The organism is Billgrantia sp. C5P2 (genome assembly GCF_051062895.2).
In genome coordinates this window covers 296,481-315,052 of sequence record NZ_CM128542.1, presented here as the reverse complement: position 1 = coordinate 315,052, position 18,572 = coordinate 296,481, and the positions used below count along the sequence as shown (strand labels likewise).

Here is an 18,572-nt window from a genome sequence, read left to right as displayed (position 1 = left end):
GAAACGAAACAACCCACATTCAACGGCTCCGCCGCCAAAGGAGAGTGACCGATGCCGGTTCCCAAGGGATTGGTGCTGCTCAGCGCCCTCGCGCTGGCCCTGCCGACCGCGACCCATGCCGAGGAATCTCCGCTGCGAGTGGCGGCTACCTTCTCCGTGCTGGGGGACCTGGTACGCGAGGTCGCGGGTGACGATGCCCAAGTCGATGTATTGACCCCGGTTGGCGCCGAGGTGCACGAATGGGAGCTGGTGCCGAGCAACTTCATCGCCCTCGAGAGAGCCGACGTGGTGTTCTACAACGGCTACGGCCTCGAGCAGTGGATCGGCCAGGTCGAGGCCACGGTGGGCAGTGGCGTGCCGTTGATCGCCCTGGCCGAGGAGAGCGGCTACGCCACCCAGCCGATCGCCACCGGCGACTTCGCCGGCGAGCCCGACCCGCACATGTGGATGGATCCACGTGCCGCTGCCGAGTACGCGCGAGTGATCGCCGACACCCTGGCCGAGGCCCGGCCGGACGCCGCCGAGGCCTTCCAGGCACGCGCCGAGGCTCTTGAGGAGTCGCTGCACGCCCTGCATGACGAACTCACGCAGACCCTAGCCGACATTCCCGAGGAGCAGCGCCTGCTCATCACCAGTGAAGCTGCCTTCCTCTATTTCGCCGACGCCTTCGGTTTCGAGCACGACGGCATCTGGGGCAACAATGCCGAGCAGGAGGGCTCGCCGAATCAGGTCATGCGCATCGTCGACAAGATCGAGGAGCGCCGTCCGGCCGCCATCTTCTGGGAAAGCACGATTTCCGATCGCCACGTGCGCAGCGTCGCCAACGAGACCCAGGTGGAGATCGCCGGTCCGCTCTATGTCGATTCCCTCAGCGAGCCGGAGGGCGAAGCACCGGACTATGCCGGCATGCTGCGTCACAACGCCCGTTTGCTGCTCGATACCCTGGGAGGCGAACATGACTGACTCCGTTCCGGCGCTGCAGGCACGCCGGCTTTGCGCGGCCTACCACCAGCAGACCGTGCTCGAGGACATTACCCTGTCATTGCCACAGGGGCAGTGGACGGCCATCGTCGGCCCCAACGGTGCCGGCAAGTCGAGCCTGCTCAACCTGGTGATCGGCAGCCTTGCGCCGCTGCGTGGCGAACTGCGGATTCTCGGCGAGAGCCCCGCCGCTCAGCGCCGTGCCGGCAACATCGCCTACATGGCCCAGCAAGAGCGTATGGAGTGGGACTTTCCCATTTCGGTACGCGACACGGTGCTGACCGGCCGCTACGGCCTGATGCGCCAGGATCCGCTGTGGCAGCGCCTGGTGCCCCGACACTGGGCCAACCCCAGCCATCGGCAGGCCGTGGAAGCCGCCCTGGAGGCCGTGGACATGGCCGATTACGCCGCACGCCCCATCGGGGCGCTGTCCGGCGGCCAGAAGAAGCGCGTGATGCTGGCGCGCGCCCTGGCCCAGCAGGCCAGGATTCTGCTGCTCGACGAGCCCTTGGCGGGCGTGGATCCTCCCAGCGAGGCACTGATCCTCAAGACGCTCGAGCGCGAGCGCAACGCCGGGCGCACCGTCATCATGGTGACCCATGACATGCCGAGCGCACGCGTCCATGCCGACAACGTGCTGCTGATCAACCGTATGCTGGTCGGCATGGGGACGCCGGACGAGATGCTCAGCGACGCCATGCTGGCACGCCTGGCGGTAGGGGCGCCCGAAGCCAGGCATGGAGGTGCGCGTGTCGCAGCTTGAGCCATTCGCCCTGAGCGTGATCGATGCGCTGACGGCGCTGCTGATGATGGCGGTCAACCTGCTGCCTGATAACCTGGCCGCCCCCTTCGAATACCGCTTCATGCAGCGCGCCCTGCTCACTTCGGTGCTGGTGGGGGCGATCTGCGGGCTGCTCTCCTGCTATGTGGTGCTCAAGCGTTGGTCGTTGCTGGGTGACGCCATCTCCCATGCGGTGCTGCCCGGCGTGGCCATCGCCTACCTGCTGGGCTGGCCGTTCTTCATCGGTGCCTTCGTCACCGGCGCACTGACCTCGCTGGGCATCGGCGCCATCGAGCGCCACACCCGCATCAAGTCGGATGCCGCCATGGGGCTGATGTTCACCGCTGCTTTCGCGCTCGGCATCGTGATCATCAGCAAGATCGCTACCAGCACCCACCTGATGCACATCCTGTTCGGCAACGTGCTGGGCGTGAAGACCTCGGCGCTGATCCTGACGCTGATGGCCAGCCTGGTGGCACTGCTGGCGATCTGGCTGGCCTATCGCCCGCTGCTGCTCTACACCTTCGACCCGCAGCAGGCCCAGGCGCTGGGGTTCAATACCGGCGCCATCCACTACGGGCTGATCATGCTGCTGACGCTGACCATCGTCGCCAGCCTGGAAACCGTGGGTATCATCCTGGTGGTGGCGATGCTGATCACTCCCGGGGCCACGGCGCACCTGCTCACCGACCGCTTCACCACCATGCTGGCCATCTCGGTTGCCGTCGGCGTGACCTCCGCCGTGGTGGGATTGGTGCTCTCGGTGACACTGGATGTCGCCTCGGGCGGCACCATCGTGCTGGTGGCCTCGAGCCTGTTCCTCGTCGCCCTGCTGGCGGCCCCCCGGCATGGGCTGGTGGCCCGCCACTGGCGGCGCTGGCGATTGAACCGCGTTTAAGACGTGGGGCGGCGCTTCAGGGTCGTCCGGCGGTCGTGATAGGCGATCGCCAAGCCGCTGCCGATGATCAGCGTACTGCCGACGAACACCCAGACATCCGGCATCTCGCCCCAGAACCACCAGCCCAGCAGCACCGCCCACAGCATGGCGGTGTAGTCGAAGGGTGCGGCGATGGCCGCCGGGGCGAAGCGAAAGGCCATGGTGATGCAGGCCGTGGCACCCACCCCGATCACCCCGGCACCGAGGAACCCCAGCCAATGCCAGGGATGGGGCGTCTGCCAGACCCACGGCAGGGTGACGGAGGTGATCACCAGAGGTACCAGGGTGATGTAGAACACCATCGCCCAAAGGTGTTCGCGGCCCCCGTAGCGCCGCGAGGTGATCATCAGCAGAGCATAGAAAACCGCCGCGGCCAGCATGACCAACGCACCGGGGTGGAAACCCTCGCCGCCCGGCCGCACCACCACCATCACGCCGGCAAAGCCCAGTAGCGAAGCCGCCACGACTTGAAGATCGACCCGCTCGCCGAGCAGCGGCACCGAAAGCAGCGTGACGAACAGCGGTGCAGCAAAGGCAATGGCCGTAGCCTCGGCCAGTGGCAGCATAGTCAACCCCAGCACGAAGCAGCCCATGGTGCCGGTGTAGATCAGGCCACGGACCAGATGCACCCCCGGCCGACGGGTGCGCAGTTTGGTAAGCCCACCGCCATAGTGGGCCAACAGTGCGATCAGCGGCAGCGAGACCAGGGTGCGGAAGAAGATGATCTGAAGCGGCGAATGCACTTCGCCCAGCCACTTGGCAATGGCATCGCCGATGGCGAGGCACAGCACGCCGGCACACATGTACAGAATGCCCCGCAGCGACGGTGACATATGTTCCTCCCTGTTAGCCTGCACATTATCGGTGCAAGAAATGACACCCTAGGCTTTGTCCAAAAAGTCGGCGAGCGAAGGCCAGACAAGGCAAAAATCGGCGAAAATACGGAGTTTACGGGGTGTAAATGAGTACTTTTAGCTGATTTTTAACGCCGTATGGCCGAGTGCAGCCAGTTTTCGGGCATAGCCTAACATAGCGGACTAAGAGCCCCCGGGCGATGCCAATAACGCTCTCGCAGAGTTTCATCAACGACATCACCGGGTCTGGCACATGGTCAAATGGAAGGAGTAAGGTACAAACTGTGCCGAAAGGGAACATGACCATGACGGATCATTCAGTTCACGCCCTTGAGACTAGTCTGGAGAGCGGCCCGTCCGAACACTTGTATCAGTCGGAATTGACTCGCAGGGCGCTACGCCTGGCGCCCGAGGATGGCTTCTTCCGCTCCGCCATCGCGCCGCTGACGCTGATTCGCGTCAGCGAGACGACGGCTCCCATGCCGTGCGTCACCGAACCCAGCCTGTTCGTGGCGATACAGGGCCGCAAGCGCATGGAGCTGGCCAGCCAGCCGTTCATTTACGACCCGCTCCACTATCTTGTCGTATCCCTCGCCCTGCCGGTCACCGGCCAGATCATCGAGGCCAGCCCGCAGGCGCCCTACCTGTGCGCGCGGCTCGACATCGATCTCGCCATGCTCGGCGAGCTGCTTCTGGAGTACGATCCGGGCGAGCCGATAGACGACAGCGACGAGCGCGGCGGCCTGTTCGTCGCGCGCATGTCCGATTCGATGACCGATGCGGTGCTGCGCCTGGTGCGGCTACTGGATACGCCTCACGACATTCCCGCGCTGGCACCGCTGATACTGCGCGAGATCCATTACCGGGTACTGTGCGGCGAACTGGGACATCGCTTGCGCGATCTCGCCGGCATCAATGGGCAGGGCAGATCCATCATCGAGGTGATTCAACTGCTGAAGTTGCACTATGCCGAGCCGCTGCGCATCGAGGACCTGGCCGCAGCGGTGCATATGAGCCCGTCCACGCTCCATCATCGCTTCAAGGACCTGACGTCGATGTCGCCGCTGCAGTTCCAGAAGCAACTGCGCCTGCACGAGGCGCGCCGGCTGATGCTGAGCGAGGGGCTGAACGCGTCGACGGCCAGCCATCGGGTCGGCTACAACAGTCCGTCTCAATTCAGCCGCGAATATCGTCGCCTGTTCGGTGCGCCGCCCAACCAGGAAATTGCCCAGCAACGAGAGGCGACCATGGGCAATCTTCTGGCCAGCCCAGTGTAGTCGTGCTCAGAGCCGCTACCGCGGCTTGCCGTGATAGACACGTACGATATCGGCCATGACCGACAGGGCGATCTCGGCGGGCGTCTTGCTGCCGATATCGAGGCCGATCGGCATATGGATGCGCGCGATCTCCTCGCTGCTGAGCCCACCCGAGCGCAGCAGGCGTTCGGCGCGTGCCGCGGAGGTCTGGCGCGAGCCCATCGCGCCGATATAGAAGGCCGGCGTGCGCACCGCTTCGATCATGGCCAGGTCATCGATACGCGGATCGTGGGTCAGCGCCACCACGGCCGTCGAGGCGTGGCAGCCTTCGCCAGCGAGATACATCGACGGCAGCACCGGGCGTCGCTCGACACCCGCGACGGAGAAGGTTTCGATCTCCTCCTCGCGAGGGTCGCAGACCACGACCTCGAAGCCCAGGGTACGAGCGAACTCGGCGCACGCGACCGAGACCGGCGACACTCCCGCGATGACCAGCCTCAGCGACGGGCCGATACGGATTCGCACGCGCTCGCCCTGGCGCTCGACACGCGGCCGCTCCTGGTCGCGACTGCCGCCCGGCGGGGCCTCGGTCTGCAGGTCGACCTCGCCCGTGGTCAGGTCGACCTCGCGAATCAACCGCTGCTGGCCGTGCAACGCCTCCTGCAGCGCGGCCAGGTGCTGCCACGTGCCCGACGTCGCCGGCAAGCGCTCGATCAGCACCTCGAGGATGCCGCCGCAGGGCAACTTCAGGCGCTGCTGATCGTCCGACGACTCGCCGTAACGGACCACCTGCAGGGGCGCCTGGAAATCGCCGGCCCCAAGCCGCGACAGGAAGTCCTCCTCGACACAGCCTCCCGAGAGCGAGCCGGCATGACGCCCGTCCCGGCACGCCACCAGCAGCGACCCCGGCGCACGGGGAGACGAACCATAGGTCGCCAGTACCGTGCACAGCCACAGGGTTTCGCCCATCCGGCTCCAGCGGATGCCGCTCTCAATTACTTCGAGATCGAGATGCTGCATGGGGCTAGACCGAGAGCCGTCGGGCGAACGGCATCTTGCGCAACCGCTCGCCGCACGCATCGAAGAGCGCATTGGCGACGGCCGGGGCAAGCGGCGGCACGCCCGGTTCGCCAACCCCGGTGGGGGCTTCGGTCGACGGCACGATGTGCACTTCTACCGCCGGCATCTCGTTGATGCGCAAGACTTCATAGTCGTTGAAGTTGGATTGCTGCACGACCCCCTCTTCCAGGGTGATCTCGCCATGTAGCGCGGCCGCCAGAGCGAAGCCGATCCCGCCCTCCATTTGCGCTGCGATCACGTCCGGATTGACGGCGACCCCGCAATCCACCGCGCACACGACCCGGTCGACGCGATAGCTGCCGTCTTCCTCGACCGTGACCTCGGCGACCTGCGCGACGAAGGAACTGAAGGACTCGTGCACGGCGACCCCTCGGCCGCGCCGCTGTCCATCGCTACCGGGCTCGAGCGGCTGGTCCCAGCCGGCCTTCTCCGCCGCCAGATCCAGTACGCCACGGTGGCGAGGATGCTCGCTCAGCAGTGCGCGACGGAACGCCACCGGATCCTGCTCGGCGGCCACCGCCGCTTCATCGATCAGGCATTCGGTCGAGAATGCGGTATGCGTATGCCCCACCGAGCGCCACCACTGGATTGGCACGCCGATATCCGCCGGCGTATGCAGCTCGACCTGCAGGTTGGGCACGTCGTAGGCCAGGTTCGCCACACCTTCGACCGAGGTCGCGTCGACCCCGTTCTCCACCATGAAAGCCTCCATGGGGGTCCCCATCATGATCGACTGGCCGACCAACCGTTGGTGCCAGGCAATCAGCTGGCCGTCGGCATCGAGGGCCAGGCGTCCGCGGTGGAAGTTCATCGGCCGGTAGTAGCCGCCGCGGGTATCGTCTTCACGCATCCAGACCATCTTGACGGGCGCCTCGACGCCCTGATCCCGCGCCGCCTTGGCGATCGAGACCGCCTCCAGCACGAAATCCGAGTGCGGGTTGGCACGCCGGCCGAAGCTGCCCCCGGCATACAGTTGCGTCAGGCTGACGTTCTCCGGGGCGATGCCCAGCAGCTCCGCCACCAATTGCTGGTCCATCGACTGCCACTGCTCGCCGTTCCAGATGTCGCAGCGTTCGTCGCCCAGCTCGACCAGGCAGTTCATCGGCTCCATGGCGGCATGGGCGAGGTAGGGAAACTCGTAGTCGGCCTCGATCAGGGTTGCCGGTTCGGCCAGCGCCGCCGCCACGTCTCCGTGTTGGGCCGCCATTGCCCCTTCCTGTCCGGCCAGTTCGCGGTAGCGCGCCATGATCTCGTCGCTGCCCAACGAAAAGGCCTGGCTATCGTCCCACTCGATCTCCAGCGCATCGCGCCCCCGGCTCGCCGCCCAGGTGTTTTCCGCCAGCACCGCCACGCCCTCGAAGCGATGTGGGCCGCCGGCGAACTGCACCACAGCGACGACGCCGGGTACCTCCCTGGCCTTGGTGTCGTCGAAGCTAGAGACACGGGCACCGAAGCGACGCGGGTGGGCCGCCACGGCCACCAGCATGCCGGGTCGGGTGAAGTCCTGGGTAAAGACGGCGCTGCCATCAGTCTTGCCGGCACTGTCCGTGCGCGGCGTGTTCAACGACCCGATCAAGGTGAAATCCTCGGGATCCTTGAGCGTCACCTCCTGCGGTACCGGCAGCTCGGCAGCGGCCTCGGCAAGCTCACCGAAGCCCGCCTCGCGTCCTGATGCGTCATGCCGCACCACGCCCTTGGTAACGCTGATCTCCTCAGCGGAGACGCCCCAGCGTTCGGCGGCGGCCGCCACCAGCATGGCGCGGGCCGTGGCGCCGGCCGTACGCATCTGCTCGTAGGAGTTGGCAATGGCCGTGCTGCCGCCGGTGCCCTGCAGGCCGAAGGCCAGGTTCTTGTAGCGCTCGGTATCCGCGGGGGCGCCTTCCACTCTCACGCGGCTCCAGTCCGCATCCAGCTCCTCCGCCACGAGGGTGGCGAGTCCGGTATAGGTGCCCTGCCCCATCTCCAGATGCTTGGCCAGGACAACGACGGTGCCGTCAGCGGCAATCCGCACGAAGGCATTGGGCTCGAAATCGTCTTCCGTACCTTCTTGCGCCTCGGCCCGGCTACCGTTCAGGACCAGCGGCGACAGGTAAAGTCCCAACACCAGGCCGGCAGAACCCTGCAGGAAACGACGCCTGCTGACGTTGACGACACCCCCGGCTGTCTGCTCGGGCGCTGGCACATGCTTGAGAATTCCCATCACAACACTCCTTAGGCCAGGTGCTCGGCGGCGTCATGGATCGCGGCACGAATGCGGACGTAGGTGGCACATCGACAGATATTGCCGCTCATGGCGGAATCGATGTCGTCGTCGCTGGGGTCGGCATTGTCACGTAGCAGGGCCACGGCCGACATGATCTGGCCCGATTGGCAATATCCGCACTGCACCACGTCGTGCTGGCGCCATGCCTCCTGCACGACCTTGCCGATGCGGTCTTCACCGATCGCCTCGATGGTCGTCACCTCCTTGCCGGCGGCAGCGGAAACGGGCGTGACGCACGAGCGAATCGCTTCTCCGTCGAGATGCACGGTACAGGCGCCGCACAGGGACATGCCGCAACCGTACTTGGTCCCGGTCAGGTTCACGACATCCCGCAACGCCCAGAGCAGCGGCATGTCATCGGGTACGTCGAGCTGATTGGATTCACCATTGATGGTCAGGGTCGCCATGGGATTCCTCATACTTTCTTGGTTATAGGCAACGATGCTGGGTGGCGATGCGCCACCTCACCTCTGCCGCCTCGATACTCGAGGCTACGCCTGAGTATAGAAAGGCCGCTTCCATACGGATTAGCCCATTAATGGCGAATCATTGCCTGATCCTGTCGCACCGGAGCCGAGCCTAGCCGCCACTTCTCGGCACATGGGATAGATGATTTGCCAAGCCCTGCATGCGTTATGTTATATAGTCTCTTTTTTAAGCCATGCTGCCTCATCAAGGTTACCGTCATGCCCGCTATCTCGACTCCCCGCTCTCGGGTGACTACGCCGTTTGGCGTGCCAATGCCAGCCCACTGGGCGTTCGGCCAGAACATCGAGGTGCTGCCTCGCATCTTCGACGACGAGATTACCCTGGCGGTGATGGAGCGCCGGCTCGACTCGGCCCTGACCCTGGCCATCCAGGCACAGCTCGGCTGCCAGCGCGGCCTCGAGTGGCACTGGCGCGGCGCCCCCGGCCAGGCAATGCAGGAGGACCTGGCGCGCCGACTGCCCGCTCCCGAGGCAGGTGAAGCGCTGATAGAAGACATCGGCACCATCGCCGAAGCCATGGCTTATCTCTTCTCGACCGAGACCATCGGCATTCGCCTGCGCACGCTGGAAGGCGCCATGTGCCCGCGCTTCCACGTCGACAACCTGCCGGTGCGTCTCGTGAGTACCTACGCCGGCCCGGCCAGCGAGTGGCTACCCGAACATGCCGCCAACCGAGCCGGGCTTGGCGCCCCGCATCCGGACAAGCCCGATATCGTTGCCGCCCCTGGCGCCATCCAGCAGCTCGGCGTGGGCGACCTGGCCCTGCTGAAGGGCTGTGGCTGGGTCGGCAACGAAGAGCGTGGACTGATACACCGCAGCCCCCAGCCCGCACCGGGTGAGCGCCGCCTGCTGCTGGCGCTGGACCCGGGCTGAAACGACTGCCCCGCCCATTGACCGTTTCATCAAACTTTGCAAGGAAGATCCTGCAATGCTACTGCCCTCTCGATCCCTGCCCCATCGTTCCCTGCTGCTTGGCCTTGCCCTGCTGCCCCTGTCAGCCGCCGCCGATCGGCCGCTCTCGGTGGTTGCTCCCTGGGAGATCACCGGCGCCGACCCGTCGACCTCGGGCTATGTCTACGCCCGCATGCGGGTCGCCGAGACACTGGTCGACACCGATGCCGACGGTCAGCCCGCACCGGGGCTGGCGGCATCCTGGCAACCCAGCGAAGATGGCCTGACCTGGCGCTTCGCCCTGCGCGAAGACGTCAGCTTCCACGACGGCAGCCCGCTGACGGCGGAGGCCGCAGCCACGAGCCTGCAGCATGCCCAGGCCAAGCCGGGCATTCTCGATTCGGCGCCCATCGCCGGCATCGAGGCCGAGGGCAACGAGGTGGTAATCCAGCTCGAAAGCCCCTTCGCGCCGCTGCCGGCCCTGCTGGCCCACTCCACCACCCTGATCCTCGCCCCGGGTGCCTTCGACGACGAAGGGCGAGTCACCCAGGTGATCGGTACCGGCCCCTACCGGGTAGAGAGCGTGGCGCCGCCGCAGCGGCTCGGTGTGGAGCGCTTCGACGACTACTGGGGCGAAGCCCCCTCCATCGACAGCGCCAGCTACCTGGCGGTGGGCCGGGGCGAGACCCGCGCGCTGATGGCCGAGAGCGGGGATGCCGACGTGGTCTTCACCCTCGATCCGGCGAGCCGCGCGCGGCTGGCGCGCAATGACCGCCTGGCAATGCATGCCGAACCGCTACCGCGCACCATCGTGTTCAAGGTCAATGCCGAACATCCCTTGCTTGAAGATGCTCGCGCTCGCCAGGCACTAAGCCTGGCCATCGACCGTGAAGGCATTGCCGCCGGCCTGCTGCGTGATCCCGAAGCCGCCGCGCCCGAGCTGTTCCCGGCCAGCCTCGGCCCCTGGCACCTCGGCCTCGAAGCCGATGAGGCGCAGGACGTGGAGCGGGCCCGCGAGCTGCTCGCCGAGATGGGTTGGGAAGCCAACGGCAGCGGCGTGCTGGAACGCGACGGCGAGCCTTTCGAGCTGACCCTGCGTACCTTCTCCGACCGCCCCGAGCTGCCGCTGGTGGCCACCGCCCTGCAGGATCAGTGGCGTGAGATCGGCGTGGCGCTGGAGGTTGCCGTGGGCAACGCCAGCGAGATCCCCTCCGGCCACCGCGACGGCAGCCTGGAGCTAGGGCTGATGGCACGCAACTACGGCCTGGTGCCCGACCCGCTCGGCACCTTGCTCGACGACTTCGGCACCGACCCCGAGTCCATGGGCGGCGACTGGGGCGCCATGGGCTGGCATGACGCCGACCTGGCCGGCTGGCTCGACACCCTGCGCCAGGAAGCCGATCCCGAGGCCCGTACCGAGCTGGCGGGCCAGGTGGCACGCCGCCTGAACGAAGCCATGCCGGTCGTGCCCGTGGCCTGGTACCAGCAGACCGCCGCGGTCAATGCCGAGCTGGAAGGCTTCTCCATCGACCCGCTGGAGCGCAGCTACCGCATCGACGAGCTGAGGTGGAGCGAATGAGCGTAGCACTGGCCTCACGGACGACCCCGCACTGGACGGCAGGCCTCGGCGGCCTGCTGCTGCAACGCCTGTTCCAGGCCGGGCTGGTGGCCTGGATGGTCGGCACCCTGACCTTCGTGCTGACCCGCTCGCTGCCCGGCGACATGGCCTACCGCATCGCCGCCGGGCGTTACGGTCACGACATGGTCAATACCAATGCCGCCGAGGCAGTGCGCGCCGAGCTGGCGCTGGACCAGCCGGCGCTGAGCGCCTACTTCGGCTGGCTGTGGGACCTGGTGCAGTTCGACCTGGGCCGCTCGCTGGTCAGCGGCGAGCCGGTGATGGCCGAGCTGTGGCATCAGCTCGGCCACTCCCTGGGCCTGGCGGCGATGGCCGTGCTGCTCTCGCTGCTGCTGGGTCCACCGCTGGGGCTGATCGCCGGGCTCAAGCCCAATGGCGTGCTTGACCGCGTGAGCGAAGTGGCGGCCAGCGTTCTGCGCGCCCTGCCGCCCTTCGCCGTGGGCCTGCTACTGATCCTGATCTTCTCGGTGTCGCTCGGCTGGCTACCCGCCGCCGGCCATGGCCGCAGCGCGCATGGCGTACTCCCGGCGCTGACCCTGGCGCTGGCGCTGGCCGCCATCTCCAGCCGGGTAGCGCGCAACGCCATGGCAGACGTGTCGCAGTCGGCCTACTACGCCTTCTCGCGCACCAAGGGGTTGAACGAGCGCCTCAGTTTCCTGCGCCACGGCCTGCGCAACGCCGCGGTGCCGGTGGTTGCCTACCTCGGCGTGCAGTTCGTCTACCTGATCGAGGGCGTGGTGGTGGTCGAAACCCTGTTCGCCTGGCCCGGCATCGGCCATGCCCTGGTACACGCCATCGTCGCCCGCGACGTGCCGATGATCCAGGGCACCGCCCTGGTCATGGGGCTGATGTTCGTCGCCCTCAATACCGTGGTGGACCTGCTCTGCCACTGGCTCGACCCCAGGAGGCGCAGCGCATGAACACGCTTACCCTGTCTCCCGCTCGGCGCTGGACGCTGCCTGCACTCAACGGCCGCCAGCGGCTCGGCGCCACGCTGCTCGTCCTGCTGCTCGCCTTCGCCTGGCTGGTGCCCTGGCTCTTCGATGCCGACCCCGCGCGCCAGCAGCTCACCCGCATCCTGCAGCTGCCGTCGCTTGCCGAGCCGCTCGGCACCGACCACCTGGGCCGCAGCCTGCTGGCCCGGCTGGCGTCCGCCGTACAACTCTCTTTCGGCATGGCGCTACTCAGCGTGGCCAGTGCCGCCGTGCCGGGCGTGATCCTCGGCGTGATCGCCGGCTGGCGCGGCGGCTGGCTCGATCGCGTGCTGGGCAGCCTGGCCGATGCCTGCCTGGCCCTGCCCGGCCTGCTGCTGGTGCTGCTGCTGGTCGCCATTGCCCCGGGCAACTTCTGGGCGCTTTACGTCGGCATCTCGCTGGTACTGTGGATCGAGTACTTTCGCGTGGTCAGGGCCCGCACGCGAATACTGGTCGCCACCCCCCAGCTCGAGGCGAGCCGCCTGCTCGGCTTCGGCCCACTCTACCTGTTCCGTCGCCACCTGTGGCCGGAGCTCGCCCCGCAGGTGCTGACACTGGCCGCCTTCGGCGCCGCCAGTGCGATACTCGCCATGGCCGCGCTGGGCTTCGTCAGCGTCGGTCTGCGCCCGCCCACCGCCGAGCTGGGACTGATGATGATCGAGTTGCTGCCCTACTATCACGAGGCGCCCTGGGCCATGGCCCAGCCGATCGTCGTGCTGTTCGTGCTGGTGTTGAGCCTGAACCTGCTGGCCGGAAGGGATCCACGATGAGTACCTACTTACTTCAAGCTGAGGGCCTGACGATCCGGGGCGAGGGCGTCACGATCGCGCCCTTCTCCTGTTCGCTCGTGCCCGGCGGCCGCCTGACCCTGCTCGGCGAAACCGGCTCGGGCAAGAGCCTGATCGCCCAGGCCATCATGGGCACGCTGCCGCGCGGGCTTGTTGCCCAGGGCCAGCTCGTCATCGATGGCGAGGAGTTCGACGCCGCCGACAACACGTCGCGTCGCGTATTGTGGGGCCATCGCCTGGCGCTGCTGCCCCAGGAGCCCTGGCATGCACTGGACCCGACCATGCGTGCCGTTTCGCAGGTCGCCGAGAGCCACCGCCACGTGGCCGGGCGTGACCGCCGCGCCGCGCATCAGGCCGCCTGGGCCGACCTGGCCGAGCTGGGCCTGGTTGACGCGGGCAGCAAGCTGCCCGGCGAACTCTCCGGCGGCATGGCTCAGCGCGTGGCCTTTGCCGCCGCCAGTGCCGGCGGCGCTCCCATCGTGATCGCCGATGAGCCCACCAAGGGGCTCGATGCGCCGCGCCGGGACGCGGTGGTCGAACTGCTGGCGCGCACCCCCGAAGCCGCCGGCGCCCTGCTCACCATTACCCACGATATCGACGTGGCCCGCCGGTTGGGTGGCGAGGTGGTCATCCTGCGCCAGGGCCAGGTGGTCGAGCGCGGCCCGGCCCAGCAAGTGCTCACTGACCCGCAGAGTGAGTACGGCCAACGACTGCTGGCCGCCGAACCCAGTCGCTGGCCGCGACCACAGCCGCTGGGCGAGCGCCAGGCGGCGGTGGTAAGCGCCAGCGGCCTGGCCAAGCGCCGTGGCGGGCGCGAGCTGTTCCGCGACCTTTCGCTCTCGGTCAGCCCCGGCGAGATCGTCGGCGTGGTCGGCCCCTCCGGCTGTGGCAAGAGCACCCTGGGCGACATGCTGCTGGGCGTGACGCGCACCGATAGTGGCGAGATTCACCGTGCCCAAGGACACCCGCTGGGCTTTCAGAAGCTCTACCAGGACCCGCCGGCGGCTTTCTCACCGCATTGGCGACTCTCCCGCCTGCTCGATGACCTGGTGCGCCGCCATCGCCTGGATCGCGCCGCCATCCCGCCGCTGATGGCGCGCCTGGGGCTCGACGAGAATCTGCTGGGGCGGCGCCCCGGCGAGATCTCGGGCGGCGAGCTGCAGCGCTTCGCCATCCTGCGCGTGCTGCTGCTCGAGCCGTGCTTCCTGTTCGCCGACGAGCCCACCTCACGACTCGACCCCATCACCCAGCGACAGACGCTCGAGCTGCTGGTGGAGCTGGCCCGTGAGCGGCGCTGTGGGGTGATGCTGGTGAGCCACGACCCGGCGCTGATCGAGCGGATCTGCGACAAGCGGATCTCACTTGGAGTCACTGCCAGCATGGCAGAACGGGTGCTGGATCCTGCCATGGCCTGAAACGCCGTCATGCAAGCAAGCCCAAACGAACGACGCCCCGCATATGCGGGGCGTCGTTCTTGCAGCTGTCAAAACAAGCTGACCAAAAATAGCTCAGTAATGGGCAACGACCATGCAATCCATGCCCTGGGCACGCAGGCTGTTGCAGGCGGAGTGGGCGTCGTTCTCCTGCAGGTCGACCAGGCGGGCGCGGAAGACACGCCGTTCGCCGCCCGATTCCGCCACCGACACGCGCACGTCGTTCAACAGGCTGGCCAACTGATCGGCGGCGCGCGTCGCCAAGTGTCGCGCCTGATCGGCGTCGTTGAAGGCACCAACCTGTACCGCCCAGTTGCCGCTGGAAGCGCGTGGCGCATCGGCCTGGGCAATCAAGGCGCGAATCGGGTCGTCGGCGGAACCCATCTCGATGTCCATCTCGGACTGGAAGGAAAGGCGGCGCTCTGTGTCGGATACCTCAGGCATGGAGGTCGCCTGCGGCGCTGACGCCAGCTGTTGCGACGAGGCCGGCGGGCTCTCCGGCAGCTCCATGCGGTCGCCCAACACGTCGGCCCGGGCGATCCAGTCGCCACGCTGCAGCATGGAAAGCCGAGCAAAGCCGCGGTCGAGCAGGTCGCTCATGTGGGTATCGCGCGAAGCGGCAGTGAAGCCGCCCATTACCACCGAGACGATACGGCGGTTGTCGCGGATCGCCGAGGTCGCCACGTTGAAACCCGAGGCCCGGATGAAGCCGGTCTTGAGGCCATCGGCACCGGGATAGTTGCGCACCAGTCGGTTGTGGCTGGTATGGGTGGTACCGCGATAGGTGAAGCTCTGCGTCGAAAAGTAGTGGTAGTACTGCGGGTAATCCTGCATCAAGCGAATTGACAGGGTGGCCATGTCTCGCGCCGTGGTAACCTGGGCGTTGTCCGGCAGTCCCGATGCGTTGCGGAACACGGTATTGGGCATGCCCAGTTCACTGGCGCGCTGGGTCATCATGCGCGCGAAGCCGGACTCCGTGCTGCCCAGCGCCTCGGCCACCACCACGGCAACGTCGTTGGCGGAGCGCACCACCAGGGCCTTGATGGCCTCTTCCACCGTGATGCTGCTGCCCGCCGAAAGCCACAGCTTGGAAGCAGGCATGGAAGCGGCATGGGACGATACCGGCAATGACTGACTCATGTGCATGCTGCCGTTCTCGAGTGCCTCGAACAGCATGTAGAGGGTCATCATCTTGGTCAGTGAAGCAGGATATCGGGTGGCGTCCGCATTGGCAGCGTGCAACACGTCGCCGCTCTCGACATCGATGACGATGGCCGCATAACGGGGGTTGGCCTGCGCCGTACCGATCGACAACAGCTGAATGCAGAATAAAAGAAAGATGGCCACACCGAGGTAATGTCGGTTGTAGGTGTGCATGACGAAGACCTCTGGTTCCCTTGTAATTCCCTGTGGCCCGATTCTAAAGCGGACCTGAATCCAGTATGGCCGCTAACGGAGCGGTTTACAGCCGGAATAGCGAGTTTTTTTACCGATATACCGGCTGCTTCCATCAAGCTTTCGTTTATTAATCAACTGGAATAACGGCAACGAGTCTCCCTCGCTCAGCCAGGCGACTCCCAGACCGGGAAGGGATCGGGCAGCGAGACCCAGGCCTGGGGACCATCCGCCAGTTCGGCATCGCCGATCAAACAGGCATCCAACGCTTGGCGTATCTTTGCCTCGTCGAGGTTCTGCCCGATGAAAACAAGCTCCTGGCGCATGTCGCCAAACGGTTCTTCCCACTGTTCCATGATATAGCCGCGACTCTCCGGATCCTTGGGCCAGCGCGACTCGGGCACGGCCTTCCAGAACATGCCGGCGAAGCCATAATGCGCGATGCCGCCCGCCTGGCTCCACTGCCCGGCGAACTCCGGTCGCGTTGCCAGCCAGAAGAACCCCTTCGAGCGCAGCAGCTTGCCGCCAAACCAGTTTCCGTGCAACAGCTCGTGGAATTTCTGCGGGTGAAAGGGGCGCCGGGCCCGGTAGACGAAATTCGAAATACCGTACTCCTCGGTCTCGGGAACGTGTTCGCCACGCAATTCCTTGAGCCAGCCCGGGGAAAGCTGAGCTTGCTCGAAGCTGAAGCGACCGGTGTCGAGCACCGCGTCGAGCGGCACCTGGCCATTGGCCATGGGGATCAGCTCGGCAGCGGGATTGAGCGCGCGCAGCACAGCCTTCACCTCGGCCAGCTGCGCCTCGTCGATCAAATCGGTCTTGCTGATCAATAACACGTTGCAGAACTCGATCTGGTCGACCAGCAGGTCGGCCACGTTGCGCAGGTCCTCCTCACCGAGGCTCTCGCCCGCTTCCGCCAGTGATTTCGCCTCGTGGTACTGCTCGAGGAAGTTGGCGCCATCGACCACCGTGACCAGGGTATCCAGCCGGGCGACGCTGGAAAGGCTCTTCCCCTCCTCGTCCTCGAAGGTGAAGGTTTCCGCTACCGGCAGCGGCTCGGAGATGCCGGTGGATTCGATCACCAGGTAGTCGAAGCGCCCTTCCTGTGCCAGCCGGCTCACTTCTACCAGCAGATCCTCGCGCAGGGTGCAGCAGATGCAGCCGTTGCTCATCTCCACCAGGCGCTCCTCTGCCCGGTTGAGGGCCACCTCGCCCTCCTGGCTGCCCGGACCACCCCGCACCAGGGCGGCATCGATGTTCACCTCGCTCATGTCGTTGACGATCACCGCCACGCGACGACCCTCTCGGTTGGCCAGGATATGGTTGAGCAGGGTGGTCTTGCCGGCCCCGAGAAAGCCGGACAGAACGGTAACGGGCAAGGCATTGTGGGGCATCACTGGTCTCCTCGTAGCTTGCTGTAATGGTGTTCGCGCTTCTCCTGGCGCTCCTTGGCCTCCAGGCACAGCTCAGCGGTGGGCCGCAGCATCAGCCGTGCCAACCCAATGGGCTGGCCGGTTTCGGCGCAGTAGCCGTAGTCGCCTTCTTCGATGCGCCGCAGCGCCTGGCGAATCTTGCGCAGCAGGCGCGTCTCGCGATCGGCCTGGCGCAGCAACAGCCGCAGCTCCTCTTCTACCGCGGCACGATCAAGCTCGTCGCCACTGTGCTCGTTGTCGGCAATGGCCTGGCGCACTTCTGCGAGGTGCGCCTCCACTTCGGCTTGCTCCGCCAGCAGGCGAGCCTGGAAGAAGGCCAACTGCTCGTCGTTCATGTATGTCTCTTCGGGCATGGCCAGCAGACGCTGCGCCTCGGGGTCGGCCTGCATGGGCGCTTTCTCTCCTAGAAACGGGCTCCTGAAAAACATACGTTATAACATAACATTCAAGCCTCGAAGCAACTCTTTCAAAGCCGAGGCATCGCTTCCGTCAAGAGCATGCCCAAGCTGGCCGAGCTCCAAGCCCCCTTACAATCAGGCAACTTCTTGCCCAGCGGGCAAGATCTTGCCCGCCCTGGGCAATACCTTGCCTAATTCTAATTAACTCTTGAGGCCAAGAAAAACACAAGCATTTGAATTTATTATGACTTTTAGCTCCAGGCACGTTTCCTGCTCTTACTGGACTGTCCATCGGGACATTCATTCACATCGTCAAGGAGCAGACCATGCCAACTCCCTGCTATATCAGCATCGAAGGCCAGACCCAGGGCAACATCACCGCGGGTGCCTTCACTCCGGATTCCGTCGGCAACATCTACGTGGAAGGCCACGAAGACGAGATGCTGGTTCAGGAGTTCAAGCACGTCGTGACCGTGCCGACCGACCCGCAGTCCGGCCAGCCTTCCGGCCAGCGCGCCCACAAGCCGTTCGTCTTCACCGTGGCCCTGAACAAGGCCGTGCCGCTGATGTACAACGCCCTGGCGTCCGGTGAAATGCTGCCCAACGTCGAGCTGAAGTGGTACCGCACCTCCGTCGAGGGCAAGCAGGAGCACTTCTTCACCACCACCCTGACCGACGCCACCATCGTCGACATCAACCTGCGCATGCCCCATGCCCAGGACGCCACCAAGGCCGAGTTCACTCAGCTGATGGACGTCTCCCTGGCCTACCGCAAGATCGACTGGGAACACACCGTCGCCGGCACCTCCGGTTCCGACGACTGGCGCGCCCCGTCCGAAGCCTGATCGCTTCGTCCTCGCTCCCGCTACTCGGCTCGCCGGGCGGGGGCGACGGTTCGCACCGCGACGCCAGCGTTCCCTTCGAGCGCTGGCGTCGCGGCGTGTAAGACATCGCTGACAATTGCTGTCAGCCATTGCCCTT

17 protein-coding genes are annotated in these 18,572 nt (G+C 65.9%); 10 read left to right on the top strand and 7 right to left on the bottom strand.

What is annotated here, in order from left to right:
* Positions 1–51: 51 nt before the first annotated feature.
* From ACRWQA_RS01440 to ACRWQA_RS01430, 3 genes are read left to right on the top strand one after another with little or no spacing between them, the layout of a single operon-like run.
* Entirely contained in the window at positions 52–963 is a 912-nt protein-coding gene (locus ACRWQA_RS01440; protein WP_434229579.1) for a metal ABC transporter solute-binding protein, Zn/Mn family, read from the top strand.
* Positions 956–1,744, top strand: coding sequence for a metal ABC transporter ATP-binding protein (locus tag ACRWQA_RS01435; RefSeq protein ID WP_263582142.1), 789 nt, complete (start codon positions 956–958; stop codon positions 1,742–1,744). The genes ACRWQA_RS01440 and ACRWQA_RS01435 overlap by 8 nt, the downstream gene beginning before the upstream one ends.
* Positions 1,745–1,787: 43 nt before the next feature.
* Positions 1,788–2,660 carry a metal ABC transporter permease gene (locus ACRWQA_RS01430; RefSeq protein WP_263583900.1) on the top strand — a complete coding sequence of 291 codons (873 nt, stop codon included), beginning with the start codon at positions 1,788–1,790 and terminating at the stop codon, positions 2,658–2,660.
* On the opposite strand, the gene ACRWQA_RS01425 is transcribed toward ACRWQA_RS01430, so the two are convergent.
* The gene (locus ACRWQA_RS01425) at positions 2,657–3,532 is read right to left on the bottom strand and encodes a DMT family transporter (RefSeq protein WP_263582141.1); all 876 of its coding nucleotides are present in this window, start codon (positions 3,530–3,532) and stop codon (positions 2,657–2,659) included. The genes ACRWQA_RS01430 and ACRWQA_RS01425 overlap by 4 nt on opposite strands.
* Positions 3,533–3,858: 326 nt before the next feature.
* Here ACRWQA_RS01425 and ACRWQA_RS01420 point away from each other — a divergent pair, with 326 nt between their 5' ends.
* On the top strand, positions 3,859–4,830 hold the full coding sequence (locus tag ACRWQA_RS01420) for an AraC family transcriptional regulator (protein WP_434229581.1): 972 nt from the start codon (positions 3,859–3,861) through the stop codon (positions 4,828–4,830).
* A 15-nt stretch (positions 4,831–4,845) separates the two neighbouring features.
* Here the strand turns inward: ACRWQA_RS01420 and ACRWQA_RS01415 are convergent, their stop codons facing one another.
* From ACRWQA_RS01415 to ACRWQA_RS01405, 3 genes are read right to left on the bottom strand one after another with little or no spacing between them, the layout of a single operon-like run.
* A complete protein-coding gene (locus tag ACRWQA_RS01415) occupies positions 4,846–5,829 on the bottom strand; it encodes an XdhC family protein (RefSeq protein ID WP_434229582.1) in 984 nt (327 codons plus the stop codon).
* Positions 5,830–5,833: 4 nt separating this feature from the next.
* On the bottom strand, positions 5,834–8,089 hold the full coding sequence (locus tag ACRWQA_RS01410) for a xanthine dehydrogenase family protein molybdopterin-binding subunit (protein WP_434229584.1): 2,256 nt from the start codon (positions 8,087–8,089) through the stop codon (positions 5,834–5,836).
* Between the two features lie 11 nt (positions 8,090–8,100).
* Positions 8,101–8,559: a (2Fe-2S)-binding protein gene (locus ACRWQA_RS01405; RefSeq protein ID WP_434229586.1), complete on the bottom strand. Its 459-nt coding sequence runs from the start codon at positions 8,557–8,559 to the stop codon at positions 8,101–8,103.
* A gap of 333 nt (positions 8,560–8,892) precedes the next feature.
* Between ACRWQA_RS01405 and ACRWQA_RS01400 the strand changes: the two genes are divergently transcribed.
* Genes ACRWQA_RS01400 through ACRWQA_RS01380 form a run of 5 tightly spaced genes read left to right on the top strand, consistent with a single transcriptional unit; the run spans position 8,893 to position 14,347 of the window.
* Positions 8,893–9,513: a DUF1826 domain-containing protein gene (locus tag ACRWQA_RS01400; RefSeq protein WP_434229588.1), complete on the top strand. Its 621-nt coding sequence runs from the start codon at positions 8,893–8,895 to the stop codon at positions 9,511–9,513.
* A gap of 55 nt (positions 9,514–9,568) precedes the next feature.
* Positions 9,569–11,110, top strand: a complete 1,542-nt coding sequence (locus tag ACRWQA_RS01395; RefSeq protein WP_434229590.1) for an ABC transporter substrate-binding protein — start codon at positions 9,569–9,571, stop codon at positions 11,108–11,110.
* A complete protein-coding gene (locus ACRWQA_RS01390; protein ID WP_263582134.1) occupies positions 11,107–12,090 on the top strand; it encodes an ABC transporter permease in 984 nt (327 codons plus the stop codon). The genes ACRWQA_RS01395 and ACRWQA_RS01390 overlap by 4 nt, the downstream gene beginning before the upstream one ends.
* Positions 12,087–12,914 carry an ABC transporter permease gene (locus ACRWQA_RS01385; RefSeq protein WP_263582133.1) on the top strand — a complete coding sequence of 276 codons (828 nt, stop codon included), beginning with the start codon at positions 12,087–12,089 and terminating at the stop codon, positions 12,912–12,914. Before ACRWQA_RS01390 ends, ACRWQA_RS01385 begins: the two co-directional genes overlap by 4 nt.
* Positions 12,911–14,347, top strand: a complete 1,437-nt coding sequence (locus ACRWQA_RS01380; protein ID WP_434229592.1) for an ABC transporter ATP-binding protein — start codon at positions 12,911–12,913, stop codon at positions 14,345–14,347. The genes ACRWQA_RS01385 and ACRWQA_RS01380 overlap by 4 nt, the downstream gene beginning before the upstream one ends.
* 93 nt (positions 14,348–14,440) lie before the next feature.
* Here ACRWQA_RS01380 and ACRWQA_RS01375 read toward each other — a convergent pair whose 3' ends face one another.
* The 3 genes from ACRWQA_RS01375 to dksA all read right to left on the bottom strand — a co-directional run bounded on the left by ACRWQA_RS01375 (position 14,441) and on the right by dksA (position 17,582).
* Positions 14,441–15,742, bottom strand: a complete 1,302-nt coding sequence (locus ACRWQA_RS01375; RefSeq protein WP_263582131.1) for a D-alanyl-D-alanine carboxypeptidase — start codon at positions 15,740–15,742, stop codon at positions 14,441–14,443.
* Positions 15,743–15,927: 185 nt separating this feature from the next.
* Entirely contained in the window at positions 15,928–17,154 is a 1,227-nt protein-coding gene (zigA, locus tag ACRWQA_RS01370; protein ID WP_434229594.1) for a zinc metallochaperone GTPase ZigA, read from the bottom strand.
* On the bottom strand, positions 17,154–17,582 hold the full coding sequence (dksA, locus tag ACRWQA_RS01365; protein WP_263582129.1) for an RNA polymerase-binding protein DksA: 429 nt from the start codon (positions 17,580–17,582) through the stop codon (positions 17,154–17,156). The genes zigA and dksA overlap by 1 nt, the downstream gene beginning before the upstream one ends.
* Before the next feature lie 335 nt (positions 17,583–17,917).
* Between dksA and ACRWQA_RS01360 the strand changes: the two genes are divergently transcribed.
* Complete coding sequence (locus tag ACRWQA_RS01360) at positions 17,918–18,436, top strand: Hcp family type VI secretion system effector (protein ID WP_111414347.1); 519 nt, start codon at positions 17,918–17,920, stop codon at positions 18,434–18,436.
* Positions 18,437–18,572 lie beyond the last annotated feature (136 nt).